At 34.6% G+C, this 25,363-nt stretch carries 25 protein-coding genes; 4 read left to right on the top strand and 21 right to left on the bottom strand.

From position 1 onward, the window contains the following. From C1T31_RS04145 to C1T31_RS04175, 7 genes are all read right to left on the bottom strand, one after another. A complete protein-coding gene (locus tag C1T31_RS04145; RefSeq protein ID WP_103051173.1) occupies positions 1-555 on the bottom strand; it encodes an RNA polymerase sigma factor in 555 nt (184 codons plus the stop codon). After that, the gene (locus tag C1T31_RS04150) at positions 546-1,652 is read right to left on the bottom strand and encodes a glycosyltransferase (RefSeq protein WP_103051321.1); all 1,107 of its coding nucleotides are present in this window, start codon (positions 1,650-1,652) and stop codon (positions 546-548) included. Before C1T31_RS04150 ends, C1T31_RS04145 begins: the two co-directional genes overlap by 10 nt. Positions 1,653-1,665: 13 nt before the next feature. Continuing rightward, positions 1,666-1,869: a membrane or secreted protein gene (locus tag C1T31_RS04155; RefSeq protein ID WP_103051174.1), complete on the bottom strand. Its 204-nt coding sequence runs from the start codon at positions 1,867-1,869 to the stop codon at positions 1,666-1,668. Positions 1,870-1,959: 90 nt separating this feature from the next. Beyond that, a complete protein-coding gene (locus tag C1T31_RS04160; RefSeq protein WP_103051175.1) occupies positions 1,960-2,757 on the bottom strand; it encodes an anti-sigma factor in 798 nt (265 codons plus the stop codon). After that, positions 2,754-3,299, bottom strand: a complete 546-nt coding sequence (locus tag C1T31_RS04165) for an RNA polymerase sigma factor (RefSeq protein WP_103051176.1) — start codon at positions 3,297-3,299, stop codon at positions 2,754-2,756. Before C1T31_RS04165 ends, C1T31_RS04160 begins: the two co-directional genes overlap by 4 nt. Before the next feature lie 64 nt (positions 3,300-3,363). Then, the gene (murB, locus tag C1T31_RS04170) at positions 3,364-4,377 is read right to left on the bottom strand and encodes a UDP-N-acetylmuramate dehydrogenase (RefSeq protein ID WP_103051177.1); all 1,014 of its coding nucleotides are present in this window, start codon (positions 4,375-4,377) and stop codon (positions 3,364-3,366) included. Continuing rightward, positions 4,377-5,567 (bottom strand): pyridoxal phosphate-dependent aminotransferase, encoded by a 1,191-nt coding sequence (locus C1T31_RS04175; protein ID WP_103051178.1) that lies wholly within the window; start codon positions 5,565-5,567, stop codon positions 4,377-4,379. The genes murB and C1T31_RS04175 overlap by 1 nt, the downstream gene beginning before the upstream one ends. 120 nt (positions 5,568-5,687) lie before the next feature. On the opposite strand from C1T31_RS04175, the gene C1T31_RS04180 reads away from it, so the two are divergent. After that, complete coding sequence (locus C1T31_RS04180; protein WP_103051179.1) at positions 5,688-7,034, top strand: PDZ domain-containing protein; 1,347 nt, start codon at positions 5,688-5,690, stop codon at positions 7,032-7,034. A 52-nt stretch (positions 7,035-7,086) separates the two neighbouring features. Here C1T31_RS04180 and C1T31_RS04185 read toward each other — a convergent pair whose 3' ends face one another. Further along, the gene (locus tag C1T31_RS04185; protein ID WP_103051180.1) at positions 7,087-7,512 is read right to left on the bottom strand and encodes a DUF1573 domain-containing protein; all 426 of its coding nucleotides are present in this window, start codon (positions 7,510-7,512) and stop codon (positions 7,087-7,089) included. A gap of 186 nt (positions 7,513-7,698) precedes the next feature. Here C1T31_RS04185 and C1T31_RS04190 point away from each other — a divergent pair, with 186 nt between their 5' ends. Together C1T31_RS04190 and C1T31_RS04195 are read left to right on the top strand one after the other, a co-directional pair. Continuing rightward, a complete protein-coding gene (locus C1T31_RS04190; protein ID WP_103051181.1) occupies positions 7,699-10,335 on the top strand; it encodes a valine--tRNA ligase in 2,637 nt (878 codons plus the stop codon). Further along, on the top strand, positions 10,335-11,144 hold the full coding sequence (locus C1T31_RS04195; protein ID WP_103051182.1) for a DNA/RNA non-specific endonuclease: 810 nt from the start codon (positions 10,335-10,337) through the stop codon (positions 11,142-11,144). The genes C1T31_RS04190 and C1T31_RS04195 overlap by 1 nt, the downstream gene beginning before the upstream one ends. Here the strand turns inward: C1T31_RS04195 and C1T31_RS04200 are convergent. The 4 genes from C1T31_RS04200 to gcvP all read right to left on the bottom strand — a co-directional run bounded on the left by C1T31_RS04200 (position 11,137) and on the right by gcvP (position 16,633). Continuing rightward, positions 11,137-11,985, bottom strand: a complete 849-nt coding sequence (locus C1T31_RS04200; RefSeq protein ID WP_103051183.1) for a glycosyltransferase family 2 protein — start codon at positions 11,983-11,985, stop codon at positions 11,137-11,139. The genes C1T31_RS04195 and C1T31_RS04200 overlap by 8 nt on opposite strands. 3 nt (positions 11,986-11,988) lie before the next feature. Continuing rightward, complete coding sequence (locus C1T31_RS04205; RefSeq protein WP_103051184.1) at positions 11,989-12,510, bottom strand: class I SAM-dependent methyltransferase; 522 nt, start codon at positions 12,508-12,510, stop codon at positions 11,989-11,991. A gap of 27 nt (positions 12,511-12,537) precedes the next feature. After that, positions 12,538-13,596: a 3-oxoacyl-ACP synthase III family protein gene (locus C1T31_RS04210; RefSeq protein ID WP_103051185.1), complete on the bottom strand. Its 1,059-nt coding sequence runs from the start codon at positions 13,594-13,596 to the stop codon at positions 12,538-12,540. Positions 13,597-13,783: 187 nt separating this feature from the next. Next, a complete protein-coding gene (gene gcvP / locus C1T31_RS04215; RefSeq protein ID WP_103051186.1) occupies positions 13,784-16,633 on the bottom strand; it encodes an aminomethyl-transferring glycine dehydrogenase in 2,850 nt (949 codons plus the stop codon). 119 nt (positions 16,634-16,752) lie between these two features. Here gcvP and C1T31_RS04220 point away from each other — a divergent pair, with 119 nt between their 5' ends. Then, complete coding sequence (locus C1T31_RS04220) at positions 16,753-17,586, top strand: UbiA prenyltransferase family protein (protein ID WP_103051187.1); 834 nt, start codon at positions 16,753-16,755, stop codon at positions 17,584-17,586. Here the strand turns inward: C1T31_RS04220 and C1T31_RS04225 are convergent. The 9 genes from C1T31_RS04225 to C1T31_RS04270 all read right to left on the bottom strand — a co-directional run bounded on the left by C1T31_RS04225 (position 17,569) and on the right by C1T31_RS04270 (position 25,263). Next, on the bottom strand, positions 17,569-17,832 hold the full coding sequence (locus tag C1T31_RS04225; protein ID WP_103051188.1) for a hypothetical protein: 264 nt from the start codon (positions 17,830-17,832) through the stop codon (positions 17,569-17,571). The genes C1T31_RS04220 and C1T31_RS04225 overlap by 18 nt on opposite strands. Before the next feature lie 4 nt (positions 17,833-17,836). Next, entirely contained in the window at positions 17,837-18,388 is a 552-nt protein-coding gene (locus C1T31_RS04230; RefSeq protein ID WP_103051189.1) for a sigma-70 family RNA polymerase sigma factor, read from the bottom strand. 448 nt (positions 18,389-18,836) lie between these two features. Beyond that, positions 18,837-19,589 carry a class I SAM-dependent methyltransferase gene (locus C1T31_RS04240; RefSeq protein ID WP_103051191.1) on the bottom strand — a complete coding sequence of 251 codons (753 nt, stop codon included), beginning with the start codon at positions 19,587-19,589 and terminating at the stop codon, positions 18,837-18,839. Next, positions 19,553-20,320, bottom strand: coding sequence for a DUF2071 domain-containing protein (locus C1T31_RS04245; RefSeq protein ID WP_103051192.1), 768 nt, complete (start codon positions 20,318-20,320; stop codon positions 19,553-19,555). The genes C1T31_RS04240 and C1T31_RS04245 overlap by 37 nt, the downstream gene beginning before the upstream one ends. Continuing rightward, positions 20,301-20,681: a DoxX-like family protein gene (locus tag C1T31_RS04250; protein ID WP_103051193.1), complete on the bottom strand. Its 381-nt coding sequence runs from the start codon at positions 20,679-20,681 to the stop codon at positions 20,301-20,303. Before C1T31_RS04250 ends, C1T31_RS04245 begins: the two co-directional genes overlap by 20 nt. Positions 20,682-20,732: 51 nt before the next feature. Then, positions 20,733-21,236: a GbsR/MarR family transcriptional regulator gene (locus C1T31_RS04255; protein ID WP_103051194.1), complete on the bottom strand. Its 504-nt coding sequence runs from the start codon at positions 21,234-21,236 to the stop codon at positions 20,733-20,735. 140 nt (positions 21,237-21,376) lie between these two features. Beyond that, entirely contained in the window at positions 21,377-23,410 is a 2,034-nt protein-coding gene (locus C1T31_RS04260; protein WP_103051195.1) for a M3 family metallopeptidase, read from the bottom strand. Positions 23,411-23,623: 213 nt separating this feature from the next. Further along, the gene (gene purE, locus C1T31_RS04265; protein ID WP_103051196.1) at positions 23,624-24,103 is read right to left on the bottom strand and encodes a 5-(carboxyamino)imidazole ribonucleotide mutase; all 480 of its coding nucleotides are present in this window, start codon (positions 24,101-24,103) and stop codon (positions 23,624-23,626) included. Positions 24,104-24,108: 5 nt separating this feature from the next. Next, the gene (locus C1T31_RS04270; RefSeq protein WP_103051197.1) at positions 24,109-25,263 is read right to left on the bottom strand and encodes a 5-(carboxyamino)imidazole ribonucleotide synthase; all 1,155 of its coding nucleotides are present in this window, start codon (positions 25,261-25,263) and stop codon (positions 24,109-24,111) included. Positions 25,264-25,363: the final 100 nt, after the last annotated feature.

Below are 25,363 nucleotides of genomic sequence, written 5' to 3' on the forward strand. Positions count from 1 at the left end.
TTAGTGGTTGTTTTTCTTAATAATTTCAGACAATAGTTTTTTGGCGCGAAGGAGCTTTACTTTAACGTTGTTTATGGGTTCATCTAATTTATGTGAAATCTCTTTATAGCTCAATTCCTGAAAGTATCTTAAATTAATGACTTCTTGATAATGGGGTTTCAATTTTTTGATATCACGAAGCAATTTAGCCAAATTTTGATCCGTGATAAGCTTGTCTTCAGGAGAAGGTGACTCATCCAGTACGTCGTAATACTCATCGTCGTGCGTATCAGTGATACTTTGTGAAATGGAATTCTTTTCCTTTCTAACTAAATCTATATGAATGTTTTTTGAGATGGTAATAAGCCAGGTCTTAAACTTATAATCGCTATTGTAAGTATGAATCTTGTCAAAGGCTTTTGAAAACGCTTGAATAGTGATATCTTCAGCATCATTTTCATTTTGTGTTCGCTTTAATTGAAATCCGTAAACATCGTCCCAAAATGTATCCAACAAAAAGTTAAATGCTTTTTGGTTATTTTGTTTGGCTTGGTTTATGGCTTCTTCTATTTCCAATGTTTTGGTTTTGAGAAAAGATTGGATATAAATATAGTTAATTGCATGGCAACTAGAAAGAAATCCAAAATAGGAATTAGTAATATAAGATCAGTTTCCTGAAGTTTTTTTGTAGCGTTAAAGAATGTAATGTATTGAATCAAAAACCTAAAGGCTATCAACGCTACAACTATTTTCCATTGAAATAAAAATATTAGCAGGGTCAGTGCAAGCAACCAAAAGCTTGCTTGTGACATGTAGTAAAGTGATAATACGATTTTATGTGTGGTCTTGTAATACTTGGCAGTGGTGATATGTCTTTTTTTCTGGACAATCCAACTACTAAAGGTCTTTTTTGGAACTGATACTGTAAAACTTTCAGGTGTTAAACTTATTGCCGTGTTTTTTGCATTTGCAACCTGATTAACGAACAAATCATCATCACCAGATTTGATGTGCATATGAGTCATAAAACCATTTGCGTTAAAAAAGGTCTCTTTGGTATAGGCTAAATTTCTCCCTACTCCCATATAAGGTAATCCCATTTTGGCAAATGAAATATACTGCATGGCTGTTAAAACAGTTTCAAATCTAATTAGCTTATTAAGAAAGGAGTTTTTGATTTTTTTGTAAGCCCCATAACCTAACACAATAGTTTTTCCTTTGTCAAAGTGCGAACACATTTCTTTAATCCAATACTGTGATTTAGGTTCACAATCGGCATCAGTAAAAAGGAGATACTGATGTTTGGCTGCTTTAATCCCTAAAGTCAGGGCATATTTTTTGTTGGCCCAAAAGGCTTCATTGTTTTTGACATCAACAATTTTTATATTGTTGTGTTTAAGGGCAAAATCTTCCATGACTAATAATGTATCATCATATGATGCATCATTAATCAACACAATTTCGAACTCTGGATAGTCTTGATTGATGATTGATGGGAGAAATTTCCTTAAGTTTTCTTCTTCATTCTTGGCACAAAGAATAACAGAAACCTTCACGTTTTCTTTTGATAGTGTTTCTTGCTTATAGAAGGCTATTTTACCAAAAACAAAAATGAAGTAGAATAATTGAAAGCAAACAAATAATACAAACGTGTAAAAAAGTATGCTTAACACCAAAGGTTATTGTTTAAGAGTGTTGAGGTTCATTACAATTATCAAATTGGTCTGGTGTTTTCCCGCAAAAGCCACACGCCTCTCCTTCTTTATTAAGCATAGGATTTTGGCTAGCACAAGTTCCGGCAAATTTACCATCTTTTTTAGCCCAAATTTTGATAGCAATTCCTGCAATTGCCAATCCTAGTAAAACTAATGTTATTAAAAGAAGTTTCATGAAAATTTTTTTGCAAAGATAAGGGTTTTTCAAAAAAAAGCCTTGCTTTTCAATTGAAAAGCAAGGCTTAAAAACTTAAGTATTTTAAATTTATTTGATTTTGTTCAAAGATATTTCAGCAACTGCGTTTTCAAGAGTTGCATTGGCGTTACCACCTTTAGGCTCTATGGTTATACTCAATGCCAAAGCATCTTCGGTATAAGGTATTTCGCGTAATTGTCTATCGGTTTCGCTTAAAATCCCTAGACTAACCATTTTGTCTTCAACTTCTGCCCAAATTTGATAACATTGTTCTTCCGGTAATTGCGGCAATGATACCACATCAATCATCGATGTTTTTTCTTTTGGGTTTATATATGCCACGGTTTTTAAGTTTTTCGCTCTATAATTTCCGTTTATGATATATTTCTCGGTTTCTGGATTGTTTAACTGTTTAAATTGCTTCATGATTTCATCCAAACGCTGATTGTTTTTGGCTATGTCATCACGTAAATCAAAAATTTCATCAACAACTACCTGATTTTCATGTGATAGTTTTTGGTTCAAATCGTAAAACTTATAAGCTGTACCTGCAAATATTAATGCCGCAATACTGGCCGCAATACTATATTTATACCATTTTCTTCTTTGAGAAGTAACTGGCATGGTAATAACAGGTTTTTCATCCAATTCATCTAAAATAGCATCCAAAATGCCTTTAGGAGCCTCAATAGCATTACTTTTAGCAACAATTTCCAAATTGTCCTGCAATTCATTGTAGGCTTTTCTAATTTCCGGATATTCCGAAATATAAGATTCTACCATTTCAGTTTCAGCTGAAGTAGTTTCGCCCAAAAGATATTTTTCTAATAGGCCAGAATTCAATATTGTAGTTATTTTACCATTCATGACTGTTTTAATTCTGGGTCGTATATTTTTTTCAATTCACGAAGCCCAATTTTTAACCTCGATTTTATAGTGCCGAGTGGAATCTCCAATTCATCACTGGCTTCTTGCTGTGTCATGCCCTCAAAAAAGAGTGCATTAATAACTATTTGATACTTTTCGTCAAGTGTTTCCAGGTGTTTTTTGATATCTAGAACATCTTGATTAATACTATCAGCAGTTAATCTATATACGGTTGAAGTTTCAATTTGGATTTCCTTACTGTTTTTATTGTTGTAAGATCGGACCTTATCGATAGCAGTATTGTAAGCAATTCGATATAACCATGTAAATAGTTTGGCTTTCGAAGCGTCATAAGATTTGGCTTTTTTCCAAACTTTAATAAAAGTTTCCTGCAGGGCATCTTGGGCAAGATCCTGATCTGTCAAAACTTTTGATATCACACCATATAGTGAATCGGCATAATTCTCATATAACAGCGAAATAGCCCTTTTGTCACTTTTAGCTAGTAAGCTAACGATTTGTTTTTCAATTGGAGTACTCAAGTGTTAAGTAGGGTGTTTAGTTAGTGTAACTGTTATTAACGCCAAAAACTATAAATTCGTATAATTAAATAATGTTGACTTCAGCCTCAATTTGAATACCAAAGATACGCATAATTGTATTTTGAATGAGTTTTGCCAAGTTTAAGATATCATTTCCTGAAGCATTGCCATAATTAACCAAAACTAAAGCTTGGTTTTTGTGAACACCATAGTCTCCAAACGTTTTTCCTTTAAAACCTGCTTTTTCAATTAACCATCCGGCTGGTATCTTTGTTTCATTTTTGGAAACAGGGTATCCTGGAATATCTTCAAAAAGGACTTTGAGGTTTTGGTAAACTTCATTTGTGATTACAGGGTTTTTGAAAAAACTACCACTATTTCCAATTTTTTTTGGATCAGGTAATTTACTCTGGCGTATGGCAATTACAGCATTTGATACATCGAGAATTGTTGGATTTGTAATTTGCATATTATCCAATTCGCTTTGAATAGCCCCATAAGCAGTATGTAATGTATGACGATTTTTTGTTAGTTTAAATGTCACGCTGCAAATAACATATTGGCCTTTGGCTTCTTGCTTAAAAATAGAGTTTCTGTAATCAAAGAGGCATTCAGCGTTTGTAAACGTTTTTAATTCAAGTGTTTCAATATTTAAGGCTTCACATGAAATAAAACTATCTTTGAGTTCAACACCATAAGCACCAATATTTTGTATAGGTGCCGAGCCAACATTTCCTGGAATTAGAGATAGGTTTTCTAATCCGCCGAAATCATTACCCAAGCACCAACAAACAAACTCGTGCCAGTTTTCACCAGCATTAGCCGTAACCAAAACACTATTGCTGTCTTCCGATGAAATAGAAATACCTTTAATGTTTATGTGAATAACTAAAGAATTGATATCCTGAGTAAGCAACATGTTACTACCACCACCCAAAATGAATTTTTCAGAATATTCTTGAAGGCTCAACACTTCAGATAACTCATCAATAGATGTTACTGAAACAAAGTATTTGGCTTTAGCATCTATGCCAAACGTATTATAGGATTTTAAAGATATGTTCTGTTGAATTTGCACTAATCTTTGTAGATTTTGAGAGCTTCCTTCAAAATGTTAACGGCTTTTATCAAACTTTCTTTTTGCAGGACATAAGCAATTCTTATTTGATTTAAGCCAACATTTGGAGATGAATAAAACCCAGCAGCAGGAGCTACCATAACGGTTTCACCATTTACATCAAAGCTTTCTAATAGCCATTGTGCAAAATCATCCGCATTTTTAACAGGAAGTTCTACGATACAATAAAAGGCGCCTTTTGGTTTAGCTACCTTGACACCATCTATTTTTTCAAGTTCGGCAATGAGTAAATTTCTTCTTTCAACATATTCCGTTATCACTTCGTCAAAATAACTTTGAGGTGTTTGCAGGGCGGCTTCACTGGCAATTTGTGCTAACGTAGGTGGACTTAATCTGGCTTGGGCAAATTTCAACGCTGTTGAAATAACTTGCTTGTTTCTAGAAACCAAACAGCCAATTCTAGCACCACACATACTGTAACGTTTAGAAACAGAATCAATCATAATAGCATGGTCTTTTAAGTCCTCTTCCTGCATAATGGAATAATGTGTAACACCATCATAGGTGAATTCTCTGTAAACTTCATCAGCAATTAGAAACAAATCATGTTTTTTTACAATTTGCGCCAATTTTTTTATTTCATCTTTAGAATACAAATAACCTGTCGGATTACCTGGGTTACAAATTAATATTGCCTTGGTTTTAGGCGTAATGAGTTTCTCAAATTCTTCAATAGGAGGTAGCGCAAAGTTATCTTCAATTTTTGATATTACCGGAACAATGTTAACACCTGAAGCCGTTGAGAAACCATTATAATTTGCATAAAATGGTTCAGGAATGATAATCTCGTCATCAATATCCATAATACTACCAAAAGCAAAGAGAAGTGCTTCGCTACCACCAGTTGTAACAATTATATCTTCTTTTGTGACATGGATATCATGTTTGCCATAGTAATCAGCAATTTTTTGGCGATATTCATCCGAACCTTCAGACCGTGTATAGGCTAAAATATCAAGGGAATTTATTTTTACAGCATCCAAAGCCACTTCAGGAGTTTTTATGTCTGGTTGACCAATATTTAAATGGTAAACCGTTTTTCCTTTTTTATAGGCCATCTCGGCATATGGAACTAATTTCCTTATAGGTGATTGGGGCATGGACTCCCCTTTTTGCGATATTCTAGGCATGTTATTTAATTTGGCGATAAAGGTCTTAAAAATAATCTTATTTTTTTTGTTAAAAACACCTATTTTATCTCCATTATCAAGTTTTTTTCGTAATTTAAATTATCTATAGTTAGAAAAAAGATGCGTTTTTCCAAATTAATATTAGCGATTTATTGCCTGCTATGGACCTGCTCTGTCTTTTCTCAAGACAGTAAATTTTATATTCAAGGAAATGCGTCCTCCGATAAAATTGATTTCCAACTCATTAATAATCTTATAATCCTTCCTGTTGTTGTAAACGATGTTGAGCTATCATTCATTTTAGATAGTGGTGTTACCAAACCGATATTATTTAACATTCTGGACGGTTTTGAAGTTTTAAATAAGCAATCTCAAGAAACAATTTTTCTTAAAGGCCTAGGAGAAGGTGAAGTGGTGGAGGCTGTTAAATCCGAAAACAATATCATGCAAATTGGTGATGCCATAAAATTTAACCAAACCATTTTTGCAGTTTATAATACAGGTCTTGACTATTCACCTAAACTTGGTATTCCCATACATGGCATAATTGGCTATGATTTATTTAAAGATTTTGTTGTTGAAATTAACTATTCAAGGAAACATATTAAGTTAACAAAGCATGATAGTTATAAGAAGAAGTTGTGCAACAAATGTGAAAAACACGATTTACGGTTTTATAATAATAAACCTTATCTAAATGCAGTAGTTACTATTGAAGAAAAAGAAATTCCCATAAATGTTTTAATAGATACTGGAGCTAGTGATGCTCTTTGGCTGTTTGAAGATGAATCTAAAGATATTGTTTCAACCGATAACTATTTTGAAGATTTTTTGGGTTATGGATTGAGTGGTAGCTTGTATGGAAAACGCTCAAAAGTTGATGTGTTAGCAATTGGATCTTATGAATTTAGTGAATCTTTAGTTGCTTTTCCTGTAGGCGCTTCAATTGAAACCCTCAAACGTATTAAAGACAGAAATGGTACTATTGGTGCAGAAATTTTAAAACGATTCCATGTCATTTTTGACTATAAGAATTCACATGTTATTTTTAGAAAGAACGCATCTTTTAATAAAGATTTTAATTACAACAAAAGCGGAATTGACCTCGAACATAATGGTTTTAGAGTAGTGAAAGATTATTACTACACTTTGGATAATGGTAGACTGCAATTTAATACTGATGTGACAGAGCATATTACTAATATACCATCATCTGAAAATTACAGATTAAATGTAAAGCCAGCATTTGAGGTTGTGAAAATACGCGAAAATAGTCCTGCAAAAAAAATTGGCATTGAATTAGGTGATATAATTTTGGAGGTCAATGGTAAGGATGTAAAAGATCATACACTTCAAGAAGTCATTGAAATATTTAGTGGGAAGGACGGTAAAAAAATTAGATTATTAATTGAAAGACAACAAAAAATCTTTGAATATACTTTTCGTCTTAAAGACATGCTGAATTAAAAAAGCCTTGATGTTCATCAAGGCTTTTTTTGAATCTGTATTTTGAACAACATTATTTGTTCATCACACTTTTATCTTTTTTCTCAAGTACACTAGTTTTGCTTGGGTCAATAACTTCACCCTTAATTTTTAGTGCAACAGTTGGTGTTTCAGCGTTAGAAGTAACCGTAATGGTTTTCCTAATTGGCATCACACGATTTGTATCATATTTTACTTGAATTTCACCAGTTTCACCAGGAGCAATTGGCCCATCAGGTTTTTTTGGAACTGTACAGCCACAGCTAGACTTAACATTAGAAATGATAAGTGGAGCATCACCTGTATTGGTGAATTCAAAAACTCTTACACCATCAGCACCTTTTTCTATAGTTCCATAATCGATAGTTGTATCTTTGAATTCGATTTTGGCTACTTTATCTTGCGCATTAACTGAAAAACTAATCAGTCCTATAAACAATACTGTAATTAAATGTTTCATAATATTTTACTTTAATTCGTTGGTAAACATAGTTACTTTTTATTCATTCTACAAAATTATTAGACGTAATGCACATCTGTAATTACAATTTACTATAACAAATGTACATATTACATTCATATAATTTTATAGAAAAAAGAAATATAAGTACTTTTGCGTGTTATATTTCAAAAACTATTCCAAAGTATGCAAATTCCATCAAAATATGATGCTAATCAAGTAGAAAGCAAGTGGTATGATTACTGGATGAAACATAATTATTTCCATTCAGTCCCTGATGATAGAGAGCCTTATACCATAGTCATTCCACCACCAAATGTTACTGGAGTTTTGCATATGGGGCATATGTTAAACAATACCATTCAGGATGTCTTGATTCGTCGTGCACGTTTACAAGGCAAAAATGCTTGTTGGGTACCTGGTACCGATCATGCTTCTATTGCCACTGAAGCCAAAGTAGTAGCTAAATTGAAGGAACAAGGCATTGATAAAAATGACCTGACCAGAGAAGAGTTTTTAAAACATGCCTGGGACTGGACTCATGAATATGGTGGAGTCATACTAGAACAGTTGAAAAAGCTTGGATGTTCTTGTGATTGGGACCGAACAAAATTTACCATGGATGACGATATGTCAGAAGCCGTAATTAAAGTTTTTGTTGATTTATACAACAAAGGCTTAATATATAGAGGTTATCGCATGGTTAACTGGGATCCTGAGGCAAAAACAACGCTTTCTGATGAGGAAGTTGAATATGTTGAAAAACAAGGAAAGCTTTATTATGTAAACTATCAAGTTGAAGGAACTAGTGATACCTTAACCATTGCCACGACCAGACCAGAAACCATTTTGGGTGATACAGCCATTTGTATTAATCCTAATGATGAGCGTCATACCAATTTAAAAGGAAAGAAGGCCATTGTGCCCATTAATGGTCGCGTGATACCTATTATTGAAGATGGGTATGTGGATGTAGAGTTTGGTACTGGATGTCTAAAAGTAACACCAGCGCATGACGAAAACGACAAGGTTTTAGGCGATAAGCATAACCTAGAAGTTATCGATATATTCAATGAAGATGCCACCTTAAATAGCTATGGTCTGCATTATGAAGGCAAAGACCGCTTTGTAGTTAGAAAAGAAATTGTTAAAGAATTAGAGGAAAAAGGGCATATTCTTAAAATTGAAGATTACACCAACAGGGTAGGAATTTCAGAACGCACCAAAGCCATTATCGAACCCAGATTATCCGATCAGTGGTTTATAAAGATGGAAGAATTAGTAAAGCCTGCTATAGAGGCCGTTTTAGGGAAAAACCCTGAAATTAAATTATTTCCAAAAAAGTTTGAGAATACTTACAGACATTGGATGGAAAATATTCGCGATTGGAATATTTCTCGTCAGTTACTTTGGGGGCAACAAATTCCTGCCTACTATTACGGTGATGGTAAAGAAGACTTTGTAGTTGCCGAATCTATTGAAGATGCTTTAGATTTAGCTAAAGAACAAACGAAAAATACACAATTGACATCTAACGACTTACGCCAAGATACCGATGCTTTAGATACGTGGTTTTCCTCTTGGTTATGGCCCATGAGCGTTTTTGATGGTATCCGAAACCCTGAAAACGAAGAAATAAATTACTATTACCCAACTAACGATTTAGTGACAGGTCCAGATATTCTGTTTTTCTGGGTAGCTAGAATGATTATAGCCGGATATGAATATAAAGGAGAAAAGCCTTTTGAAAATGTGTACTTAACAGGTTTGGTGCGTGATAAGCAACGTCGAAAAATGAGCAAACAATTGGGTAATTCGCCAGATGCCTTGAAACTCATTGAAGAATACGGAGCTGATGGTGTGCGTGTTGGATTATTGTTAAGTAGTGCAGCCGGAAACGATTTAATGTTTGATGAAGCCCTTTGTAATCAAGGAAAAGGTTTTGCTAATAAAATATGGAATGCTTTTCGTTTAGTGAAGGGTTGGGAGGTCAGTGATACTATTGAACAACCAGAGTCTAGTAAGATTGCTATAGAATGGTTTGAAGCCAAATTTCAACAAACCTTACTTGAAATTGAAGATCATTACGGTAAATATAGATTGTCGGATGCTCTAATGGCTACTTACAAGTTAATTTGGGATGATTTTGCATCTTGGTTGTTGGAAATCGTCAAGCCAGCTTACCAACAGCCTATTGATTCCAAAACTTTAGATGGTGTTATTAACCATTTTGAGAATATCTTAAAAATATTACATCCATTTATGCCATTCTTGACAGAAGAAATTTGGCAATATATGTCAGAAAGACAACCGGAAGAAGCCTTAATAGTTGCCAAATGGCCAGAAAAAAAGCCTGTTGATAATGATTTGATATCAAATTTTGATTTCATGCAGGAAGTGGTTTCCGGAATCAGGAATATTAGAAAAGAGAAAAATATTTCTTTTAAGGATAGTATCGATTTTTCAATTATTAATAATGAAAATGTAACCTCTGTTTTTGATGGTGTCATCCAGAAACTAGGTAATATTGATAAATTGACTTATGCTTCTGAAGCGGTTGATGGTGCATTGACTTTTCGTGTGAAATCAAATGAATATTTTATTCCAGCATCTGGAGCCATTAATGTTGAGGATGAAATTAATAAACTTACCGAAGAGTTGAATTATACGGAAGGTTTCTTGAAATCCGTTCAAAAGAAACTATCGAACGAACGTTTTGTTGCTGGTGCACCGGAGCAGGTAGTGGCTAGCGAAAAGAAAAAGGAGGCTGATGCTTTAGCGAAAATTGAAACGTTAAAGGCTAGTTTGGCCAGCCTACAATAATGACCAAAAGAACCATATATATAATTATTGCCATAGTTTTGGTATTTAGTATATATGGTTATGAATATTATCTAGATAATAAAGAACAAGAAGCTGTTGTAGAGAGTGGTAAACTACCTAAAAACCCTGCAATAGCTTTTTTTCTGCCTATGAGTACTACAGGACAAATAGTTCATCATCATGGTTATTCCTTAAGCTATAGTGAGCCACATGAACAAGCCGAATGGGTAGCCTATGAACTAAAAAAAGAACATCTTTCCAATACCCATTTTGATAGACCCTATTTTGAAATTGATAAAGCCGTAAGCACAGGAGCAGCCAGTTGGCGCAATTACAAAAATTCTGGTTACGATCGTGGACATTTATGTCCCGCTGGAGACAGGCGTTATAGTCAAGAAGCTCATGACGAAACCTTTTTAACCAGTAATATTAGCCCGCAAAATCATGAATTTAACTCTGGTATTTGGAACATTTTGGAACAAAAGGTACGCTATTGGGCCAGTCGTTACGATGGTGTTTTTGTGGTAACAGGAGGTGTTTTAAAAGGTAATTTGAAAACTATTGGTTCGGAAAATGTAGCAGTTCCCAATCAGTTTTACAAAGTCATCATGGATTACAATGGTGGAAATCCAAAAGTTTTGGCTTTCTTGATGCCGCATCAGGATTCCAAAAAGCCTCTTTATGAATTTACAGTTTCTATAGATGAGGTTGAAGAAATAACCGGAATTGATTTCTTCCCTGTTTTGGATGATGTTACTGAAGACAAGTTGGAAGCGACAGTCAATTATAAAGTTTGGAGTTTCAACTAAATTTTCCAAGTATCCCTTTCCAACGGAGTTTGCGTATAAATTGACCTTGTTCTTTGGTGACCAATTGTTCCGTGTTGTTTCTTTTTGCTTTAAAATAACCTGCCATATAATCTGTGAAAAGAGATAAGCTGCCTTTTTTGTATGCTAATTTTAAAGCTGAAATTAACGAAATAACAAAGCCATATCGCATCTTATACATGGCTTCACCTTGGAGATATTTAGCCGTTTTGGTGTAACTTTTTCCTGTAGGTTTTAAATGTTTTACCTGTAAGTTTTCGTTAGTTAGAATGGACCAGTTATAATATGTAGCCAAAAGTTCATCTATGGTATCCCAACCCATGGATGGCTTTAGTTTTCCAATTTGTAGAAAGCAATCCTTTCTATAAGCTTTAAGTGCACCGCGAATATGATCCTTTCTGGTTAAGTTTTCAAGCACCCATGTTCCATTTTTTTCAATATAGCAAACCCCAGAAGCCATGCCTAGTTTTGGGTTGCTTTTAAAGTGAAATGCCAATTGTTCCAAATAATTACTCGGAAAAATTAAATCAGCGTCAAATTTACAGATTACATCATAGTCATTATCCAATGTTTCATAACCCGCATAAAAAGCGTTTATTATTTTACTTCCTGGTAAATGATGGTTTGATGAGGTGATATTTATCATTGATAACCAATTATGCTTGACCATAAATGATTCTACTATCGATTTTGTGTCATCGGTTGAATTGTCATTCACAACCACGACTTGTTTTGGCAGTAAAGTTTGGTTTGCCAAGGATTCTAATGTTTGACCAATAAAGGATGCTTCATTATGGGCTGGTATGACAATATAGAAGTTCAAACTTTAAACACGTTCTGCGTAAACAATATAATATCGAGGTGTAAACCAACGTAAGATAGGTCTTAAGCCTAATTTTTTGGTAGGGTTAGTCCATTTTTTCCTATCTATTATTTTCCAACCAGTTTTTTCAAGCAACCAGTCAAACTGCCAATCTTCGAACTCATGATAATGTCTATCCCACATATCCGTTTTACTTCTGTAAGCTGGAGAAAACCATAGGCGTAATGGTACACTTGCAACGAGTTTATTTGCATTTATTGATTGTAAAACGTTAAACGGCGAGAGTAAATGCTCAAATATTTCAAAAGCAGTGACGACATCGGCATCGGAATTTACAATAGTTGATGTATCCAAATCCAAATCTTCACCTTGAGTATTTTGGACATGATAGCTCATATTTTTCATGATTTTGGAGAAAGGGTTCTCGATACCTAAATCTAAAATTTTAGAGTCGGAAGAAATATGTTTTTTTAAAAATTCAGCCGTTATTTTAAACCGTTTATTTGGAAACGTATTTTCGTACATGTAGCTTTTTCCACATTCGTGGAGAAATTAATATTTATAAACCATTGCGTTAATGTGCATTCCTGCACCCACACTGGCAAATATAATAACATCTCCTTTAGAAAAGCTTTGATTGGACATTTTTCCGTGTTTGATTAGGTCTAAAAGCGTAGGAACCGTTGCTACAGAGCTATTTCCATACTTTTGGATACTCATAGGCATAATACCTTCAGGAATGTCCGTATTATAGAGTTTATAGAAACGCTTTAAAATGGCTTCATCCATTTTTTCATTGGCCTGATGAATCAATATTTTTTTGACATCTTTGATATCAATGCCACTATTATCCAAGCAATTTTTCATGGCAAGCGGAACTTGACTCAATGCAAACTCATAGATTTTTCGACCATCCATTTTGATGTAGCGTGTGTCACGACAAAGTTTTTGGTTGTTTGAATTTCCGAAATATAGGTAATAAGCTTCATCATAGGTGAAGCTGGCTGTTTCATGGGCTAAAATGCCATCATTACCTTCAGTTTCCTCAATAATGGTTGCTCCTGCGCCATCGCTATAAATCATACTATCTCGGTCATGTTTGTCAACAACACGGGATAGTGCTTCCGCACCAATTACCAAACAACGTTTGGCAATTCCAGCTTTTATAAACGCTTGCGCTTGAATGACACCTTCAATCCAACCAGGACAACCAAATAGAATGTCATAAGCAACACATTTTGGGTTTTTGATTCGTAAATTGTGTTTAATTCGTGACGCCAAGCAAGGAAGAATATCACTTTGAATGGTCCCATGAACGACATCGCCAAAATTGTGTGCAACAATAATATAATCCAAAGTCTCAGGATCAATTTTGGCATCTGCAATAGCCTTTTCAGCTGCGAAGAAACCTAAATCTGAAGTATTGATATGATTATCGGCGTAGCGGCGTTCACCTATGCCAGTAATTGCCTTAAATTTTTCAATGATAACATTGTTATCATGTTTAAAATTACTTCCATCCGTATTCAAAAATTCATGTTGATGAAAGTCTTCGTTTTTTTCGATACTACTGGGGATATAACTTCCTGTTCCTGTTATTTTTATGGCCATATTATCTGCTATTAATCAATTGCCTTATTACGAAACTAATCAATTATAAACGAAGTTGTTTCACATATTGTATTTATCCTCTAATTTTTATGATATTCATAAAAAAGAGCATATTTATTTTTTGTATTAGCATAAAAAAAGCCTTCAAATGTGAAGGCCTTAATGTTAATGATTTATATGCGTAGAATTACGCTTCCATATATTCTTCAATTGGTGCACAGGTACAAATAAGGTTTCTATCACCATAAGCATCGTCAACACGTCTTACTGAAGGCCAAAACTTATTGTCTCGTACATAATCCAATGGGAATGCTGCTTTTTCTCTAGAATAAGGCATGAGCCATTCGTCTGATGTAATCATGTCCAAGGTATGTGGTGCATTCTTAAGTACATTATTGACATCATCTTTTGAGGCTTCATCAATCTCTTTTTTGATAGAAATCATGGCATCACAAAAGCGGTCCATTTCTGCTTTGCTTTCACTTTCCGTAGGTTCTATCATTAGCGTCCCTGCAACTGGAAATGATACCGTAGGCGCGTGGAATCCATAATCCATTAGGCGCTTCGCAATATCCGTTACTTCAATGCCATTGGCTTTAAATGGACGGCAATCAACAATCATTTCGTGTGCTGCTCTGCCCATTTCACCCGAATATAAGGTATCAAAATGCCCTTGCAATCGCGTCTTAATGTAATTGGCATTTAAAATGGCAATTTTTGTTGCATCCGTAACTCCTTGGGAACCTAACATTTTTATATATCCATAGGATATCAAGCAAACCAATGAAGATCCAAATGGTGCCGCAGAAATAGCAGTTATTGCCTGATCACCTCCTGTTTTTACAACAGGATTTCCAGGTAAAAACGGTGCTAATTGTTTAGCTACACAAATTGGTCCTACACCAGGTCCGCCACCACCATGAGGAATAGCAAAGGTTTTATGTAAGTTTAAGTGACAAACATCAGCTCCAATATTTCCTGGGTTGGTCAAACCAACTTGAGCATTCATATTAGCCCCATCCATATATACCTGCCCACCATTGTCATGAATGATTTTTGTGATTTCTTTGATAGCAGATTCATAAACCCCATGGGTAGATGGATAGGTTACCATCAAACATGATAAATTGTCTTTATGCAATTCGGCTTTTTCACGTAAGTCATCAACATCAATATTTCCTTTTTCGGTTGATTTTGTGACTACTACTTTCATGCCTGCCATTACGGCACTTGCAGGATTGGTACCATGAGCAGATGACGGAATTAAGCATATATTTCTATGATGATCACCACGAGATTCATGATAGGCTTTAATGACCATTAATCCAGCGAATTCCCCTTGTGCGCCTGAATTCGGTTGTAGTGATGTAGCAGCAAAACCAGTTATTTCAGTTAATTGGTCTTCTAGTTCTTTTAAAACTGTTAAATACCCTTTGGCTTGCTTGGCAGGAACAAATGGATGCACATTGGCCCATTTAAATATACTCAATGGTAACATTTCTGCTGCGGCATTTAATTTCATGGTACAAGACCCAAGTGAAATCATAGAGTGATTTAATGATAAATCTTTACGTTCTAACTTCTTAATGTAGCGCATTAACTCTGTTTCCGAATGGTAGGAATTAAAAACAGTTTCAGTTAAGAAATCAGATTGTCTCTGTAAATTTTCAGAAATGGCATTAGCTGATGGGATTTCATCAATTGTAAAGGCTTCTTTATTGGCAATTTCAGAAAATACTAAAATGAGATAATTTAAATCACGAACCGTTGTGGTTTCATTAATCGAAATAGATACGGTTTCTTCATCAGGATAATAGAAGTTTACCTTTTTTTCTTTGGCTATCTTTTTGACTTTTTTAGCGTCCGTTTTAATTTGAAGCGTATCAAAATATTCAGAATTAACTTGATCAAATCCCAATTTCTTTAGGGATTCAGAAAGCAAAACAGCCGTACTGTGAACGTTGTTAGCGATAAATTGAAGCCCCTTAGGACCATGATATACGGCATACATTCCGGCCATAACAGCTAGAAGTACTTGTGCTGTACAAATATTTGATGTTGCCTTATCACGCTTAATATGTTGCTCGCGGGTCTGAAGCGCCATGCGTAAAGCACGGTTTCCATTGGCGTCTTTGGTAACACCAATAATACGACCTGGAATATCTCTTTTGTAAGCTTCCTTTGTTGCGAAAAATGCTGCGTGCGGTCCGCCATATCCCATAGGGATTCCAAAGCGTTGAGTCGTTCCAACTACAACATCGGCACCAAATTTACCTGGAGCCTCTAATTTCACTAAACTTAAAATATCTGCAGCCACTGCCACTTTAATGTTGGCATTATTGGCACGCTCTATAAATGATTTAATATCGGTTATTTGACCTAATTTTCCTGGATATTGCAAAATGGCTCCGAAGAAATCCGAAGAAAAGTCAAAATCACTTTCCGGACCAACAACTAGTTCAATGCCAACTGGAATCGCGCGAGTTTTTAGAATCGATAGGGTTTGTGGTAAAATATATTCCGAAACAAAAAACTTATTAACGTTAGCTTTCTTCTGATCACGATCACGTACAGCATATAATAAACTCATGGCTTCTGCTGCAGCGGTACTTTCATCAAGTAGCGACGCATTGGCCAATTCCATACCAGTCAAATCGGTAATCATGGTTTGGAAATTTAGCAAAGCTTCCAGTCTCCCTTGCGCAATTTCAGCCTGATATGGTGTATAAGCAGTATACCATCCTGGGTTTTCCAAAATATTTCTTTGAATAACTGCTGGTAAAATAGTTGGATGATAACCTAATCCAATATAGGTTTTATAAACTTTATTCTTTTTAGATAGATTGTGAATGTGAACCAAGTATTCTTGTTCGCTCATTGGAGCTTCCAAGTTAAGCGGTTTTTTAAGCTTAATATCATCAGGAATGGTTTCATAAATCAGTTGATCTATGGAGTCCACACCAATGGTTTTAAGCATTTGAATTTGGTCTTCTTCTCTTGGACCAATATGGCGTTGTGCGAAAGCCGTTGTATTCATTACAAGTTGTGTTGAATTTGATGCGCAAAATTACGGAATAATTCACGTTAAAATGTTAATGAAAATGAAAGTTTTTAACCAATTAATCGGTTTATTAACACTTTGCGTATTTTTGTGTTATGCGGTTGTTTAAAAATGTTTTTGATTTTTATTTGAATAGCAGTATTCATGTGGCTTTGTCGGTGTACGCGCTTTCATGGATTACCCTAATGGAATATCAGATTGATTACGATGAAAATATCCTGTATTTCAACTTTTTTGCCACTATCACAGGTTATAATTTTGTAAAGTTCTTCGGACTTGCCAAATTCCACCACCGCAGTCTCGCCAATTGGTTGAAAATTATCCAAATATTTTCTTTGATTTGTTTTTTGGCGCTCTGCTATTATGCATTCAAACTGGAGCTTAAAACGTTATTGTGGATTGTTGCTTTTGGAGCGATAACATTTTTGTATGCCATTCCATTTTTACCTAAACACTATTTCTTGGATAAACAACATAATTTAAGAAGTGTCAGTGGCTTGAAAGTCTATGTGATAGCTATTGTATGGTCTGGTGTGACCGTTTTTTTGCCTTTGTTAAACAATGATTATGATATAGAATTTAACGTGGTGATTACCTCAATTCAAATAGCCTTGTTTGTGGTCGTATTAATGTTGCCATTTGAGATTCGAGATATGAAGTATGATAGTCTTAAATTGGCAACCATACCGCAACAGATTGGTGTCAAAAAAACTAAAATTATTGGTGCTTTAATTTTGATGGTATTTTTCTTGTTAGAATATTTCAAGGATGATATTGATAGCAATAACTTATTGGCTATTCTTATGATCACAATAATTACAATGTTATTTCTTGTGTTTTCTCGAGAGAATCAAGGTAAGTATTACAGTGCGTTTTGGGTAGAAGGCATACCCGTTTTTTGGCTGGTACTTCTAAAGCTGCTTGGTTAATTCTTTTTCAAATTCTTTTTTTAGCGCTTCACGTTCGCCATTTTTAAGACATTCAACGTTGGATTTTTTAACCGTTGAAGTTAGTTTTTTGTTTTGTCTAACATAGGCTCTGGTGATTTTACACCAGGTGTAGCGTAAATTCAGTTTGATTTTTTCCCAAAGTGTAGCCTCATTGTATTGTGATTTATCACAAATATGTTGTGCTTCATCACATGAAATAAACAAAAACGATTGCTTTTCTTTCATTGTATTAAAACCAATTTTTTTCCATACACTCTGCCATGGCTGTTCGTGCCCTATGAATAATAACCCAAAGGTTAGACGCAGTAATGTTTAATTCATTACATATTGTTTCTGTATCCAATCCTTCTATGGTTTTCATTTTAAAAACATCTGCCTGTTTGGTCGGTAGCTTATCTAAACAAGTATAAATGGCTTCCCCTAACTCATCATTCACCATGGTGTCTTCAGCTGTTTTATCAAAAGGATCTGCAACACGCTCCTCTAACCAGCTGCCTTCTTCCTCGTCATTATTAAAGTCCATACGGACCTCTGCTTTTCCTTTTTTGGAATTGATTTTCCGATAATGGTCAATAATTTTTCTTTTGAGAATTGAAATCAACCAGGTACGTTCACTAGCTTCCCCTTTGAAGTTTTTCATGGACTTTAAACTGGCTACAAAGGTGTCTTGAACCAAATCTTTAGCCATTTCTCGATCATTGACGCGGGAAATGGTATAATTGAACAGGTAATCCGAGTACCGATCAATCCATTTTTCTGGTTCAATAGTGTGTTTTGGCATTTTTGTTTCTCTAGCAATTTTATCAAAAATAAGCTAAAATTTATTAAAATAATAGGATAACAGAAAGACGCCAGAAAAATATATCCATAGTAATACAAATAAAATATGTACATAAGTTTCAAAAGTCTTGCCTTTCCACAGTTTGGTCGAGTAAACAAAAACTTGAAATAGTAATCGTATCATCCAAAACATTCCTAACCCCAACGTTATTTTTTTACCTAATGAAGTAGTTGTTAGCTCCAAGGCAGAAGAAATACATAATAATCCCATCAAGCCGACAGTTAAGGCTATGAAGAATGTATGTGTTCGCATCATTTGGTTATTAATTAAACTCAAATGTTTTAGCTCTTTATTCCAATTAAAATACTTTGGAAAAACAACGTGAATGCAAGCTAATACTAGCATAAGGTAACCGGCTATTTTTATATGAATTATCATAGTGTGTTTATTAAGATTGGTAGTTGAATACTGACATAAACTGCGTGAACTTTGTCTCATTGAATGTTTTTAATCCAGCAGCTTTAAAAGCTTTTTTCCAATGATTTTTTGAAAAGAAATGTGTAAACCCAACAGAGAATGCCAAAAAGTTAGGGAGGTCTCGTAAGTGTTCTACCATAATGACTTTTCCGTTCGGTTTGCAAACTCTGTGACACTCCTTCAGAAATTGAACTTTCTCATCAAAAGAACGAATTTCATGCGCTGCTGAAAGTAGAAAAACATAATCAACCGAATCGGTTTTTAGCGGCATGTGATTGGTTTTTATTTGTAAGGTGTTAGGATAGGTTAAGCTTACTTTTCTAGCTCTAACAATTGCTGGCTCTGTGTGTTGTTCAGAATTATAAAAATCAAATACCTGAAGTTTTGATTTGGGAAACTTTTTTTTCAGAATATAACTGGTTTCATCAAAACCTGCGTTGATATTTACCATTAGTTTTTTTTCTAAATCTTCAAGTTGTAAAGGCTTTAACCAATCAAAATTATAGTAACCTGAAAAATCATATACGTAAGCCGAAACTATCAGTGGCATTAATAATCCATATAAAAATAGACCTATGATTACCCATAATAGTAATTGTGACCATTGAAAATAAAAATGACTTAATATGATAACCAATAGTATCGTAAGTCCTATAACATAAAAATGCCTGTTAAAGCTTAAAATGTTCAGGACGCCTTGAAATTGTCTTCGTTTTGTTTCCATAATTCTTTTCTTCCTTTTTTCCAGTAATATGGTATGTGTTCAATGATAAATGCGTTTGCTAGTTTGTGGTTTTTTAATTTTAGATTGGTGATGAACTCAAAGTTATAATCAATGACTTTTAGTGGTTTTGGTTTCCAATTCTGTCTTACGCCTTCAATGATTAAGACTTCTTTTTTGTCTTCATTATAAGTAAATGTAAAGGGTAGTGGTCCAGCAAATCGACGCGCCTCTTTCCAGTTTAAAAATGGTGAATTTTTAGGTAAACTAACCGCTTCATTATCTTTACTATAATTGATTTTAAAATTTGATTTTTTAGAGGTAATATCAACATGGTTATTTTTGTGTGTTTTTGTAATATCAGTAGTTGTGTAGTTGTAATGGGTGAACATGTTACCCATAAAAGCCATTTTTTTCTTATTGGTTTCTGACTTTATAATGTACAATCCACGTAAACGCTTTCCTTGATTTGTAGTGTAACGAACAAAAATTCGGTAGCCTATTAAGAAAAAATCATTGCCTAAAAACTTTGGAAATCCTTTAGGTCGTAAATTTTTGGTTTGCACCATAGCGACAGCTACAAAAGCCCGTGTATCTTGAAATGTATCTAACTGTAAACAATCAGGAATTAAGGACTCCAACTGTTCTTTTGGAACAGCAAATGTCAATACAACCGAGCTTTCAAAAAAGGCTTCTACACCAAAAGGGTGATTTTTAAGATTTGATAAGTTCATGATGTGTCTTTTTAAAATGAAATTGATTGTAGTAAATAACAATGATTAATATAAAGGCAAACAAAGCATTAAATTTTCCCCAAAGCAGTAGTTCTGGAACAAGGATGAATTCCAAAATATTCATACTTGCAATAATTATAATTTGGGCAACAGCATTCATTTTTGAGTATTGGTTTGATAGAATCCAAAACCCCATAGCAATTTCGAAACATCCTATCGTTATAATTAGAGTTCTAGAATAGTCTTCACTCAAAATATTTGCAACAATTTGTTCATGTCGAGGTACTAGGTTTAAAACCTTACAAAAAAGTCCGTTTATAAACCAGATACTGGCTAAAGTTATATTTATAATTTTATACATTTTAATATTTTTAAACTTTCAATAAATATTGAAAGTATGATTTAAATTTTTTTATTTAAAGAGTTTAAGTAATGACTTTGTTAACCAATTTTGTTGTTGGTTAACCACTTTGTTTATCATAGAGTCCATCGTCTCGGTTAGCTCATGTAATGCCTTGGTTTGTTTGATGAATTCTTTAGTCTTTTCAGTGCCATCATCATTTATGGATGATACATCTTTTAATATTTTTACAACTGGTTTAATTTCACGTCTGCTGCGTTCTTTAGCAACAACTCTTGCCAACTCTTCAACATCTTTTTCGGTGGTGAAATATTCTTTGCGTTCACCAGGAATAATTTCTTTGGTTACAATTCCCCAATCCATCAGTTGTCTTAAATTCATGCTGGTGTTACCTCTAGAAATCTTAAGTTCTTCCATGATGTCTTCCATAGACAAGGGTTTTGTTGAAATAAAAAGCAATGCTTGAATTTGCGCCATAGCTTTATTTATTCCCCAAAGCGAACCCAAACTTCCCCAAGTGCTAATAAACTTTTCTTTTGCTTCTTTATATTCCATACAGCAAATATATAAAATATTTGAAACTTTCAAAAAATATTGAAAGTTAATTGTATTTCAATTTACATTCAGAACGTAGTGAAGATTCTACAGTAGAGAAAGGATGAGATACTGAATCAAATTCAGTGTATGACGAAGACTTACTTCTCAATCAAACCAGCACGCTTCAATAAAGCTTCAGGTTGTGGTTCCTTACCTCTAAAACGTTTATAGAGTGTCATTGGATCTTCAGTGCCACCCTGTGAAAGTACATTGTCTTTAAATTTAGTGGCAGCACTTCTGCTAAAAATACCTTCTTCTTTAAAATATTCAAAGGCATCAGCATCCAGTACTTCAGCCCATTTATAGCTGTAATAACCCGAACTATAACCGCCTTGAAAAATATGAGAAAAAGAAGTGCTCATGCAATTTTCGGCCACATCAGGATATAATCTGGTGTTTTGAAAAGCTTCTGCTTCGTGCGCTTTTACATTGGTAATAGCGGTCGGATCTGAACCATGCCAACTCATATCCAATAGCCCAAAACTTAATTGGCGTAGAGTTTGCATCCCTTCATGAAATGTTGCAGACTCTTTTATTTTTTCAACAAAATCCATTGGTATGACTTCATGGGTTTCATAATGTTTGGCGAAAAGCTCAAGGGCTTCTTTTTCGTAACACCAGTTTTCCAAAACCTGACTAGGCAACTCTACAAAATCCCAAAAGACACTGGTGCCAGATAAACTTGGATAAGTTGTGTTGGCCAACATACCATGTAATGCATGACCAAATTCATGGAAAAGCGTGGTTACTTCATTGAAGGTTAATAGGGAAGGTTTGCTTTTAGTCGGTTTTGTAAAATTGCAAACGATTGAAATATGTGGTCTGCTATTTTCCCCGTTCTTTACATATTGCGGTTTGTAAACAGTCATCCAGGCACCATTACGCTTGCCTGGTCTTGGGAAGAAATCCGCATAAAAAATCGAAACGTATTCACCAGATTCGTCTGTTACTTTATAAGTTAAAACATCTTCATGATACTTGTCAATGTTGTTGATTTCTTCAAATTGTAATCCATATAACTTACTGGCAATTTTGAAAACGCCATTGATGACATTTTCTAATTTAAAATAAGGTTTCAGTTTTTCGTCATCTAAATTAAAAAGTTTTTGTTTCAGCTTTTCCGAATAATAAGCACCATCCCATTTTTGAAGTTGGTCAATACCATCTAATTCTTTTGCAAAATCTTCAAGGTTTTTAAACTCGCGTTCTGCCGCTGGTTTGGCTTTCTCAAGGAGATCATTTAAAAAGGTTTCAACGGTTTCAGGGTTTTTTGCCATACGTTCCTCCAATACAAAATGTGCATGGGTTTTATAGCCCAGTAAATTGGCACGCTTGTGTCGTAATTTGGCTATTTTAAGGACGTTTTCCTGATTGTCCAATGCATCATTATTAAAACCTTTGGATCCAAATGCTATCGCCAATTTTTTTCGAAGTTCTCGATTCTCGGCATAGGTCATAAAGGGGATGTAACTGGGGTAATCCAACGTGAAAAGCCACCCTTCTTTGTCTTTGCTTTCGGCCAATTGAGCAGCAGCTTCAATGGCACCTTCTGGAAGACCAGTAAGATCCGCTTCATCAGTTATCAGTAATTCAAACTTGTTGGTTTCTGCTAATACGTTCTCACCAAATTTTAGTTTTAGTTTACTTAATTCCTTGTCAATGTCTCGCAGTTGCAGTTTTTTGTCTTCAGGTAAATTGGCACCATTTCTAGAAAAGCTTTTGTATTTTTTTTCTAAAAGTGTCATTTGCTCCGTCGAAAGATTTAAAGTTTCTCTCTTTTCGTAAACCGATTTCACTCTTTTAAATAATTCCTCATTGAGGGTAATATCATTGCTGAATTCAGACAGAAGCGGAGACACTTCTTGCGCTATTTTTTGTATGGTATCATTGGTTTCAGCCGAATTTAAATTGAAAAAAATACTAGAAATTCTATCAAGTTGCTCTCCTGAAAAATCTAATGCTTCGATGGTATTTTGAAAGGTAGGAGAATCGCTATTCTTTACAATTTCATCAATTTCTTCCTTGGCTTCTGCAATTCCTTTTTTAAATGCAGGAAGAAAATCGGCATCGGAAATTTTTGAGAAAGGTGCTGTATTAAACTGGGTATCAAAGGGTTTATTTAGAATGTTCATTTGTAATTTTTAGTTAGTTAGAAAACCTATGTGTTATTTTTCTTACTAAATAATTGATTTTCTGTTTATTAACTTAATTTTAAGACCTTTTGGACTTGTGGATTTGAGATTTAATATTACTTTTGTGGCAGATTTTTCATGAGAGTTTAAAACTCTTAAAAATTTATTGATTAATAGCGTTAAAAACCTCGGCTTTTGTCGAGGTTTTTTTTATTATAATTCTTTCGCAGAATCAATAACTTTGGCTTTTAAACCTTCCTTGTAAACCAATATTTTATCTAGAACACATTGGTCTGAACTACCAATAATTTGAGCCGCTAGAATACCAGCATTTTTGGCGCCGTTAAGTGCTACAGTAGCAACTGGAACACCTCCTGGCATTTGCAAAATAGAAAGTACTGAATCCCAACCATCAATAGAATTACTACTTTTTACAGGAACACCGATAACTGGTAAAGGGGATAATGAAGCGACCATTCCGGGTAAATGAGCAGCGCCACCAGCACCTGCAATGATCACCGAAATGCCACGGGTGTGTGCATGTTTTCCATAGTCAAACAATTTTTCTGGAGTTCTGTGTGCTGATACGATATCGACTTCTATGTCAATATCAAATCCTCTTAAAATATCGATAGCGTCTTGCATGACAGGCAAATCGCTTTTACTACCCATGATAATTCCTACTTTACTCATGTCTATTATTTACTAATTACTTTAATGGTTTTCTTGACCTCTTCTGCGATGCGTCTGGCTTCACTAATATCTTTATGAACGATAGTAACATGACCCATTTTTCTAAATGGTCTCGTTTGTTTTTTACCATATATATGAGGTGTAACACCTTCTAATTTCATGATATCAGCAATGTTTTCATAAACAACATGGCCTGTATGTCCTTCTGCACCAACCAAATTTACCATAATTCCGCCAACTTTACTATCGGTTTGTCCCAAAGGTAAATTCAATATAGCACGCAGATGTTGTTCAAATTGCGAGGTATAACTGGCCTCAATGGTTTGATGACCCGAATTGTGCGGTCTTGGAGCAACTTCGTTAACCAGAATGTCATCGGTTTGAGTTTGAAACATTTCAACAGCTAACAGACCTACGTGCTTAAAAGCTTTTGAAACATCAAGGGCTACTTGCTGCGCTTTTATAACGACATGTTCGTCAATTCGAGCAGGACAAATAACATATTCCACCTGATTGGCTTCTGGATGAAATTCCATTTCAACAACTGGATAGGTTTTTACGTCACCGTCTACATTTCTTGCCACAATAACAGCCAATTCATTCTTAAATGGTATCATAGCTTCCGCTATGCATTCAACATTAGGTAGTCCAGTCAAATCCTCGATTTTTCTGACCACTTTTACACCATTACCATCGTAACCGAATTGGGCGCTTTTCCAAACAAACGGTAACTGTAAACCACCATTGTTAATAGCTTCTTTTATTTCGGATGTGTAAGCAAATCTGGTAAAATCGGCTGTTGGTATGTTGTGATCCTTGTAAAACAGTTTTTGCGTGGCTTTGTTTTGAATGGTTCGTAAGGTTTTGGAAGACGGATACACTTTGACACCTTCTTTTTCCAAATCTTCAAGTGCATGGGTGTTGACGTTTTCTATTTCAAAAGTTAAAACATCAACTTGTTTTCCAAAATTATAAACGGCATCATAATCCATGAGATCACCAAGCTGAAACTCATTACAAGCTATTTTACAGGGAGCTTCCGCGCTGGCATCCATTACCTTGGTATAGATATCAAATTTTCGGGTCGTATACAAGAGCATTTTTCCCAATTGCCCACCACCAAGAATACCTAGTTTGAATTCTGAAGAGAAAAAATTCATTACGTTGATTTTGCACAAAAGTACAAATCAAAACCCTCTGAAAAAACTAAATAACAAACAATCTAAAAGAGAATTCGTAAAACGTTAATCAAATGATTAT

It is taken from the genome of Hanstruepera neustonica, assembly GCF_002895005.1.
In the GTDB taxonomy this organism is placed as follows: Bacteria; Bacteroidota; Bacteroidia; order Flavobacteriales; family Flavobacteriaceae; genus Hanstruepera; species Hanstruepera neustonica.

Bases quoted from the DNA above. Each gene is read 5' to 3' on its own strand.
- C1T31_RS04155 (WP_103051174.1), bottom strand. From the start codon at position 1,869: ATGAAACTTCTTTTAATAACATTAGTTTTACTAGGATTGGCAATTGCA.
- C1T31_RS04160 (WP_103051175.1), bottom strand. From the start codon at position 2,757: ATGAATGGTAAAATAACTACAATATTGAATTCTGGCCTATTAGAAAAA.
- C1T31_RS04175 (WP_103051178.1), bottom strand. From the start codon at position 5,567: ATGCCTAGAATATCGCAAAAAGGGGAGTCCATGCCCCAATCACCTATA.
- C1T31_RS04180 (WP_103051179.1), top strand. From the start codon at position 5,688: ATGCGTTTTTCCAAATTAATATTAGCGATTTATTGCCTGCTATGGACC.
- C1T31_RS04185 (WP_103051180.1), bottom strand. From the start codon at position 7,512: ATGAAACATTTAATTACAGTATTGTTTATAGGACTGATTAGTTTTTCA.
- C1T31_RS04190 (WP_103051181.1), top strand. From the start codon at position 7,699: ATGCAAATTCCATCAAAATATGATGCTAATCAAGTAGAAAGCAAGTGG.
- C1T31_RS04195 (WP_103051182.1), top strand. From the start codon at position 10,335: ATGACCAAAAGAACCATATATATAATTATTGCCATAGTTTTGGTATTT.
- C1T31_RS04205 (WP_103051184.1), bottom strand. From the start codon at position 12,510: ATGTACGAAAATACGTTTCCAAATAAACGGTTTAAAATAACGGCTGAA.
- C1T31_RS04210 (WP_103051185.1), bottom strand. From the start codon at position 13,596: ATGGCCATAAAAATAACAGGAACAGGAAGTTATATCCCCAGTAGTATC.
- gcvP (WP_103051186.1), bottom strand. From the start codon at position 16,633: ATGAATACAACGGCTTTCGCACAACGCCATATTGGTCCAAGAGAAGAA.
- C1T31_RS04220 (WP_103051187.1), top strand. From the start codon at position 16,753: ATGCGGTTGTTTAAAAATGTTTTTGATTTTTATTTGAATAGCAGTATT.
- C1T31_RS04225 (WP_103051188.1), bottom strand. From the start codon at position 17,832: ATGAAAGAAAAGCAATCGTTTTTGTTTATTTCATGTGATGAAGCACAA.
- C1T31_RS04230 (WP_103051189.1), bottom strand. From the start codon at position 18,388: ATGCCAAAACACACTATTGAACCAGAAAAATGGATTGATCGGTACTCG.
- C1T31_RS04240 (WP_103051191.1), bottom strand. From the start codon at position 19,589: ATGGAAACAAAACGAAGACAATTTCAAGGCGTCCTGAACATTTTAAGC.
- C1T31_RS04245 (WP_103051192.1), bottom strand. From the start codon at position 20,320: ATGAACTTATCAAATCTTAAAAATCACCCTTTTGGTGTAGAAGCCTTT.
- C1T31_RS04250 (WP_103051193.1), bottom strand. From the start codon at position 20,681: ATGTATAAAATTATAAATATAACTTTAGCCAGTATCTGGTTTATAAAC.
- C1T31_RS04255 (WP_103051194.1), bottom strand. From the start codon at position 21,236: ATGGAATATAAAGAAGCAAAAGAAAAGTTTATTAGCACTTGGGGAAGT.
- C1T31_RS04260 (WP_103051195.1), bottom strand. From the start codon at position 23,410: ATGAACATTCTAAATAAACCCTTTGATACCCAGTTTAATACAGCACCT.
- purE (WP_103051196.1), bottom strand. From the start codon at position 24,103: ATGAGTAAAGTAGGAATTATCATGGGTAGTAAAAGCGATTTGCCTGTC.
- C1T31_RS04270 (WP_103051197.1), bottom strand. From the start codon at position 25,263: ATGAATTTTTTCTCTTCAGAATTCAAACTAGGTATTCTTGGTGGTGGG.